7 protein-coding genes are annotated in these 6,719 nt (G+C 72.6%); 3 read left to right on the forward strand and 4 right to left on the reverse strand.

Annotated features, from left to right (window positions below; all coding sequences use genetic code 11):
- A partial coding sequence (locus H5J30_RS13215; protein WP_181787627.1) for a helix-turn-helix domain-containing protein occupies positions 1 to 156 on the reverse strand: 156 nt, incomplete at its 3' end.
- Between the two features lie 143 nt (positions 157 to 299).
- Here H5J30_RS13215 and H5J30_RS13220 point away from each other — a divergent pair.
- From H5J30_RS13220 to H5J30_RS13230, 3 genes are all read left to right on the forward strand, one after another.
- Positions 300 to 968 (forward strand): MOSC domain-containing protein, encoded by a 669-nt coding sequence (locus H5J30_RS13220; RefSeq protein ID WP_181787628.1) that lies wholly within the window; start codon positions 300 to 302, stop codon positions 966 to 968.
- Positions 969 to 1,078: 110 nt separating this feature from the next.
- On the forward strand, positions 1,079 to 2,647 hold the full coding sequence (locus tag H5J30_RS13225; protein WP_220188859.1) for a multicopper oxidase family protein: 1,569 nt from the start codon (positions 1,079 to 1,081) through the stop codon (positions 2,645 to 2,647).
- Positions 2,648 to 2,669: 22 nt separating this feature from the next.
- Entirely contained in the window at positions 2,670 to 3,443 is a 774-nt protein-coding gene (locus H5J30_RS13230; RefSeq protein ID WP_181787629.1) for an SDR family NAD(P)-dependent oxidoreductase, read from the forward strand.
- Between the two features lie 281 nt (positions 3,444 to 3,724).
- On the opposite strand, the gene groL is transcribed toward H5J30_RS13230, so the two are convergent.
- From groL to H5J30_RS13245, 3 genes are all read right to left on the reverse strand, one after another.
- Positions 3,725 to 5,353, reverse strand: a complete 1,629-nt coding sequence (groL, locus tag H5J30_RS13235; protein ID WP_181787630.1) for a chaperonin GroEL — start codon at positions 5,351 to 5,353, stop codon at positions 3,725 to 3,727.
- A 122-nt stretch (positions 5,354 to 5,475) separates the two neighbouring features.
- Positions 5,476 to 5,784 carry a co-chaperone GroES gene (gene groES / locus H5J30_RS13240; protein WP_018834789.1) on the reverse strand — a complete coding sequence of 103 codons (309 nt, stop codon included), beginning with the start codon at positions 5,782 to 5,784 and terminating at the stop codon, positions 5,476 to 5,478.
- A 257-nt stretch (positions 5,785 to 6,041) separates the two neighbouring features.
- On the reverse strand, positions 6,042 to 6,719 hold a 678-nt coding region (locus tag H5J30_RS13245; RefSeq protein ID WP_181787631.1), incomplete at its 5' end, for a polysaccharide deacetylase family protein.

Genomic DNA, 6,719 nt, shown 5'->3' on the forward strand with positions numbered 1-6,719 from the left:
GGCGCGGACGAGCAGGGGCGTGGCCGCCGCCTGCTCCAGCGCCTTCATCTGCTGGCTGACGGCGGGCTGGGTCAGGCCGAGTTCGCGGGCGGCGGCGGAGAACGAGCCGGTCGCGGCGACGGCCCGGAGAACGCGCAGGTGACGGGCGTCGAACATGGCTCCACCCTAGGGCCTGTCGTTTGGATCTTCGCCGGGCTCGCGAAGACCCAAACGACAGACCCTAAGGGCCTCGCGCCCGCGGGCGGCCAAGACCGGAAAGTCCTTTGAGCGTTGTCGGAGCCGGCGGTTACCGTCGGGGGATGCAGGTGCTCTCCGTGAACCTCGCCCGGCCGCAGACCGCCCCCGACATCACCGACGCCCCCGGCTTCGTCACCGGCATCGACAAGCGCCCGGCCGAAGGGCCGGTGCGGGTCGAGGAGCCCGGCCCCAAGGGCGTCGGCGGCAGCGCCCTCGCCGGCGACGTCATCGGCGACCTGCGCCACCACGGGGGCACGTACCAGGCGGTGTACGCGTTCGCGCGCGAAGACCTCGACATCTGGGGCGCCGAGCTGGGCCGCGAGCTGCCGAACGGCGTCTTCGGCGAGAACCTGACCACCTCCGGCGTCGACGTCTGCGGCGCGCGCATCGGCGAGCGCTGGCGGGTCGGCCCCGACCTGCTGCTGGAGGTCACCAGCTCGCGCATCCCCTGCCGCACGTTCGCCGGCTGGCTCGGCGAGCGGGGCTGGGTCAAGCGCTTCACGCGGGCGGCCCGGCCCGGCGCGTACCTGCGGGTGATCGAGCCGGGCGAGGTCCGGGCCGGGGACGGGATCCGCGTCGAGCACCGCCCGGACCACGAGGTGAGCGCCGCCTTCTGGTTCCGCGCGAACACCCTGGAGCGCGAGCTGCTGCCCCGGCTCCTGGTCGCCGCGGACGCGCTGCATCCGGAGTCCCTGGAGAAGGCCCGCAAGGCGGCGGCCCGGACGTCCTGACCCCGCGCGCCCTCCGGGCCGACCCCGAGAGCCGGCTCAGGGTCGCCTCCGGGGCGTACCCGTGCGATTCCCGATACCCGCCGGAGTCAGGTGTCAGAAAACTCTGACACATGACGAAGACAAGTGGACGGAGACGGCGGCTCAAGCGGGTGCTCCTCGCGCTGACCGCGGTGGCGGGCACGATCGTGAGCGCGGTCGTCGGTGCCGGAGCGTGGTTCTACGCCACGGCGGACGTCTCCACGGTGGGCAAGGTCGACTTCACCAACGAGCTGCGGATACCGCCGCTGGACGAGGGCGAGGTGGCGGCGGACGGCACGCGGGTCTTCCGCCTCGGAATGCGGGCGGGCGAGACGGAGTTCGAGCCCGGCCGGTCCACGCCGACGTGGGGGTTCACCAGCCCGCGGACGGCCGCCGACGCGCAGTGGCCCGGGACGTACCTCGGGCCGACGCTGCGCGCCGAGCGCGGCGAGAAAGTGCGCGTCGAGGTCGACAACGGGCTCGACGAGCCGTCCACCGTCCACTGGCACGGCATGCACCTGCCCGCCGCCATGGACGGCGGCCCGCACCAGATGGTCGAGGCCGGCGGCGAGTGGCAGCCGCACTGGACCGTCGACCAGCCCGCGGCCACCCTCTGGTACCACCCGCACCCGCACGGCAGCACCGAGCGGCACGTGCAGCGCGGGCTGGCCGGGATGTTCCTCGTGGACGACGCGAAGGCGGACGGGCTCGGCCTCCCCGACGAGTACGGCGTGAACGACCTGCCCGTCGTCGTCCAGGACGTGCGCTTCGACGGCGACCGCTTCGACCACGGCCACCGGATGATGCGGAACACCGGCTTCCTGGGCGACGAGACGATGGTCAACGGCACCCTCGCCCCGTACCGGCAGGTGCGCGACGAGGTCGTCCGGCTGCGGCTCCTCAACGCCTCCACCGCCCGCGTCTACGACTTCGGCTTCGACGACGGCCGCGACTTCGACCTCGTCGGCACCGACGGCGGCCTGCTCGGCGCCCCGCACCGCACCGACAGCATCCTGCTCTCCCCCGGCGAACGCGCCGAGATCCTGGTCCGGATGCGGCCCGGCGAGCGGACCGTACTGCGCAGCAACCCGCCGGGCGGCGGCGACTTCTGGCAGTCCCGCTTCGCCGGCGGCGACGACTCCTTCGACGTGCTGGAGCTGCGCGCCGCCGACACCCTGCGCCCGGCGCCCGCCGTCCCGGCGCGGCTCGCCGACGTCGAACTGCCCGACCCGGCCGACGCCTCCCGCGAACGCCACTTCGACCTGCGCACGAGCGGCATCAACGGATCGCCGATGGCGATGGACCGCATCGACGCCACCGTCGAGCGCGGCGCGACGGAGGTCTGGACGGTGCGCAACCGCGACGGCGTCACCCACAACTTCCACGTCCACGACGTGCAGTTCCGCGTGCTGGAGGTGGACGGCGAGCCGCCGCCGCCGGAGCTGCGCGGGCGGAAGGACACGGTGTACGTGCCGAACGGCCGGGAGGTGAAGCTCGTCCTGCGCTTCGACGGCCCGCCCGACCCCGACGTGCCGTACATGTACCACTGCCATCTGCTGGCGCACGAGGACGGCGGGATGATGGGGCAGTTCGCCGTCGTGAACCCCGGCGGGAAGGCCGGGCAGGTCCCGGACGGAGGCGGTGGACATGCCGGTCACTGAGTGCGCCCGCTAGCGTGCGGACATGACGACTGCGCTGATTACGGGATCGACGGCCGGCCTCGGCGCCGCCTTCGCCCGCCGCCTGGCCGCCTCGGGGTACGACCTGGTGCTCGTCGCCAGAACGGCGGAGCGGCTGCACGAGCAGGCCGCGGAGCTGCACGAGCGGCACGGCGTCGAGGCGTCGGTGCTGCCGGCGGACCTGGCGACGGAGGAGGGCATCACGGCGGTGGAAAAACGCCTCGGCGACGCGGGGCGGCCGGTGGACCTGCTGGTCAACAACGCGGGCTTCGGGCTGAAGGGCCGCTTCCTCCAGGTGGCGCTGGCCGACGAGCTGACGATGCTGAAGGTGCACTGCGAGGCGGTGCTGCGGCTGACGACGGCCGCGGCGGGGGCGATGCGGGAGCGGTCGCGGGGCGCGGTGGTGAACGTCGCGTCGGTGGCGGCGTTCGTGCCGCGGGGGACGTACGGGGCGAGCAAGGCGTGGGTCGTGCAGTTCACGCAGGGCGTGGCGAAGGACCTGGCGGGCAGCGGGGTGCGGCTGATGGTGCTGTGCCCGGGGTTCGTCAGGACGGAGTTCCACGAGCGGGCGGGGATGGGGACGGACAACATCCCGGGGTGGATGTGGCTGAACGCGGACAAGGTGGTGGCGGCGGGGCTGCGGGATCTGCGGAGGGGCCGTACGGTGTCGATCCCGGACCCGAGGTACAAGGCGCTGATGGGCGCGACGAAGCTGGTCCCGCGCGGCCTCCTGGGCCGGGTGTCGACGGGGGCGGGCCGCAAGTACGGGCCTCAGTAGGGGGTCGCCGCCCGGGCGGGCCCGGCACCGTGGGGGGGGAGGGTTGTTCCCCGACCCCGCCCCTTCCCGAGACTCGGGGGCTCCGCCCCCGAGACCCCCGGCCCCTCGCGGCTCCGCCGCACGGGGGCCTCCGGGCCTCCGGCCCGAACGGCCGGGGCCCGCCGGCCCCGTACCACCCGAACCCGCCCCGGCTCCGGGCCGGGCGGGACGCACGCCGCAGGGCCTCGCCCCCTTGCGGAGGCGAGGCCCTGCGGTGTGTTGCCCGTGGTACCGACCGGAGGTCAGTGCGCGTGGCCGTGGCCGCCGTGGCTGTGGCCCGCGTCCTCCTCCGGCTCCGGCTTCTCCACCACCGCGCTCTCCGTCGTCAGCAGCAGCGAGGCGATGGACGCCGCGTTCTCCAGCGCCGAGCGGGTCACCTTCACCGGGTCGATGACGCCGGCCTTCACCAGGTCGCCGTACTCGCCGGTGGCGGCGTTGAAGCCCTGGCCCTCCTTCAGCTCCGCGACCTTGGAGGTGATGACGTAGCCCTCCAGGCCCGCGTTCTCCGCGATCCACCGCAGCGGCTCGACCGCCGCGCGGCGGACGACCGCCGCGCCGGTGGCCTCGTCGCCCGTGAGGCCGAGGCTGTCCTCCAGCACCTTCGCGGCGTGGACGAGCGCCGAGCCGCCGCCGGAGACGATGCCCTCCTCGACCGCCGCGCGGGTGGCGGAGATGGCGTCCTCCAGGCGGTGCTTCTTCTCCTTCAGCTCGACCTCGGTGGCCGCGCCGACGCGGATGACGCACACGCCGCCGGCCAGCTTCGCCAGCCGCTCCTGCAGCTTCTCGCGGTCCCAGTCGGAGTCCGTGCCGTCGATCTCGGCCTTGATCTGCGCGATCCGGCCGGCGACCTCGTCGGACTTGCCGGCGCCGTCGACGATCGTGGTGTCGTCCTTGGTGATGACCACGCGGCGGGCCGTGCCCAGCACCTCAAGGCCGACCTGGTCGAGCTTGAGGCCGACCTCCTCGGCGATCACGGTGCCGCCGGTGAGGGTGGCCATGTCGCCGAGCATCGCCTTGCGGCGGTCGCCGAAGCCGGGGGCCTTGACCGCGACGGAGTTGAAGGTGCCGCGGATCTTGTTGACGACGAGGGTGGACAGCGCCTCGCCGTCCACGTCCTCGGCGATGATCAGCAGCGGCTTCGCGGAGCCGGCCTGCATGACCTTCTCCAGCAGCGGCAGCAGGTCCTGGATGGAGGAGATCTTGCCCTGGGTGATCAGGATGTACGGGTCCTCCAGCACCGCCTCCATGCGGTCCTGGTCGGTCACCATGTAGTGCGACAGGTAGCCCTTGTCGAAGGCCATGCCCTCGGTGAAGTCCAGCTCCAGGCCGAAGGTGTTGGACTCCTCGACGGTGATGACGCCGTCCTTGCCGACCTTGTCCATGGCCTCGCCGATGAGCTGGCCCACCTGCTCGTCCTGCGCGGACAGCGCGGCGACGGCGGCGATGTCGGACTTGGAGTCGATCGGGCTGGCGGCCTTCAGCAGCTCGTCGGAGACGGCCGCGACGGCGGCGTCGATGCCGCGCTTGAGCGCGGAGGGCGAGGCGCCGGCGGCCACGTTGCGCAGGCCCTCGCGGACGAGCGCCTGGGCCAGCACGGTGGCGGTGGTGGTGCCGTCGCCCGCGATGTCGTTGGTCTTGGTCGCCACCTCCTTCACGAGCTGCGCGCCCAGGTTCTCGAAGGGGTCCTCGACCTCGATCTCGCGGGCGATGGTCACGCCGTCGTTGGTGATGGTCGGGGCACCGAACTTCTTGTCGATGACGACGTTGCGGCCCTTGGGGCCGATCGTCACCCTCACGGTGTTGGCAAGCTTGTCCACGCCGCGCTCAAGAGCGCGGCGGGCGTCCTCGTCGAACTTCAGAGTCTTCGCCATGGAACGTGGGTCCTCTCAAGGGGCGCGTAGGGAGCGCCGACGCCCCGGCCCGTTTCGATATGTCCTGCTCGATGAACGGATCCGGGGCGCGGCCTGTGTGTGAAGAAGCGGGAAGCGCCCCGTTACTTCTCGATGATCGCGAGCACGTCGCGGGCAGAGAGGACGAGGTAGTCCTCGTTGTTGTACTTCACCTCGGTGCCGCCGTACTTGCTGTAGAGAACGACGTCGCCGACGGAGACGTCGAGCGGAAGCCGGTTGCCGTCCTCGAAGCGGCCCGGGCCGACGGCCAGGACGACGCCCTCCTGGGGCTTCTCCTTGGCGGTGTCCGGGATGACCAGGCCCGAGGCCGTGGTCTCCTCGGCGTCGAGCGTCTGGACCACGATGCGGTCCTCAAGCGGCTTGATGGCAACCTTGGTGCTGGCGGTCGTCACGATCCGACCTCCCCCTTCGGAGATCTCGCGGGGTTGAATGTCTGGGGTGGCGACCCTGGTGGATCCGTCGTCGCGGGTGCCGGATCCGCCTCGTCGCTGTGTTGGCACTCTCCATGGGGGAGTGCCAGAGCCGAGGTTATGCCGCCGTTTAGCACTCGGTCAAGCCGAGTGCCAGATTGCCACCCCCGCGTCGCCCGTCGTACGTCGCACGGTCCGCACGGCCGTACGGTCCGGACGTACCTCCGCGCGCCGCCGCGTCACATGTAGTCCTCCAGCCGGGCCACCGTGAAGCCCTGGCTCTGGATCTCCCGTACCAGCTCCGCCAGCACGTCCGTCATCGTCCGCCCGCCCTGCTGCTCCGGCCCGCGGAAGTGCGTCAGCACGATGTCGCCCGCGCGCAGCCGGTCGCCGCTGCGGTACTCCAGGCCGCTCGCCTTCATGTCGGCCCGCCACAGCGGCATCGCGCGGACGCCGCAGGAGGCGGCGGCCCGCAGCGTCGCCGCGTCGTACTTGCCGTAGGGCGGCCGGAAGAGGGTCGGGCGGACGCCGAAGCGGTCGGCGACGCGCTCCTGCTGGCGGCAGATCTGGCGGCGCTGCCGGTCGTACGGGAGCAGGGTGAGGTCGGGGTGGGTGAGGGTGTGGCCGTGTACGGAGTTGCCGAGGCGGCGCAGCTCCTCGAAGTAGTCGTAGTCGCCGCGGGCCGCCGAGTCGGAGAGGAACATGCTGAACGGCAGCCCCAGGTCCGCCGCCATCCCGATCAGCCCGGGGTCCTTCACCCAGCCGTCGTCGATGGTGAGGAAGACGACCTTGTCGCGCGTCGGCACCCGGCCCGTCACGGCCGGCAGCCCGGACTCCCCCGGCCGCACGGGGCGTCTCGCGGGGGGCGCGGGCGGCGGGTCGAGCGGGCGGTCCAGGCCCCAGCGCCGGTACGCCTC

This window comes from Streptomyces phytophilus, from assembly GCF_013870535.1.
Lineage (GTDB): Bacteria > Actinomycetota > Actinomycetes > Streptomycetales > Streptomycetaceae > Streptomyces > Streptomyces phytophilus.

Bases quoted from the DNA above. Each gene is read 5' to 3' on its own strand.
- groL (WP_181787630.1), bottom strand. From the start codon at position 5,353: ATGGCGAAGACTCTGAAGTTCGACGAGGACGCCCGCCGCGCTCTTGAG.
- H5J30_RS13230 (WP_181787629.1), top strand. From the start codon at position 2,670: ATGACGACTGCGCTGATTACGGGATCGACGGCCGGCCTCGGCGCCGCC.
- H5J30_RS13225 (WP_220188859.1), top strand. From the start codon at position 1,079: ATGACGAAGACAAGTGGACGGAGACGGCGGCTCAAGCGGGTGCTCCTC.
- H5J30_RS13220 (WP_181787628.1), top strand. From the start codon at position 300: ATGCAGGTGCTCTCCGTGAACCTCGCCCGGCCGCAGACCGCCCCCGAC.